Source organism: Staphylococcus sp. EG-SA-2 (genome assembly GCF_017152085.1).
Map to the genome: position 1 here is coordinate 1 of NZ_JACYHC010001311.1, position 600 is coordinate 600.

1 protein-coding gene is annotated in these 600 nt (G+C 35.8%); it reads left to right on the forward strand.

Annotation, left to right across the window (positions count from 1 at the left end; all coding sequences use genetic code 11):
* Positions 1-600: ferrous iron transporter B (locus IDG60_RS21030; protein WP_164826034.1), on the forward strand; the 600-nt coding region annotated here is incomplete at both ends.

Consider the following 600-nt stretch of genomic DNA (forward strand, 5'->3'; position numbering starts at 1 on the left):
GCAATCATTATATTGAGACGTTATTGCAAGACGTGGTAACGTATCCAGATGAAGATAAGCAATATTTCAGCTCTAGAATAGACAAGATATTAACACATAAATATATAGGGATGCCTATCTTTCTAGCGATTATGTGGTTGATCTTTCAAACTACATTTACATGGATTGGCACACCTTTGTCGGATCAACTCGATGCATTTATAGGTGGTACATTTACAGATAGTGTGAAGACGATTATGAATTATCTTGGCGTTATACCATTTTTACAAGATTTAATTACAGATGGCATTATTGCTGGTGTAGGATCAGTATTAGTCTTTGTACCACAAATTGTTGTGCTATTTTTCTTTATATCTTTATTAGAAGATTCAGGTTATATGGCGCGTATTGCAGTTTTAATGGATCGTATTATGGAATCGTTCGGTTTAAGCGGGAAGTCTTTTATACCGATGATTATCGGATTTGGTTGTAACGTACCGAGTATTATGGCTGCGCGCAGTATTGAAAATGAAAAAGAGCGTTTAACAACGATATTAATTGCACCATTCATGTCATGCTCTGCTAGACTGCCAGTGTATGCGTTGTTCGTAGGTATCTTTT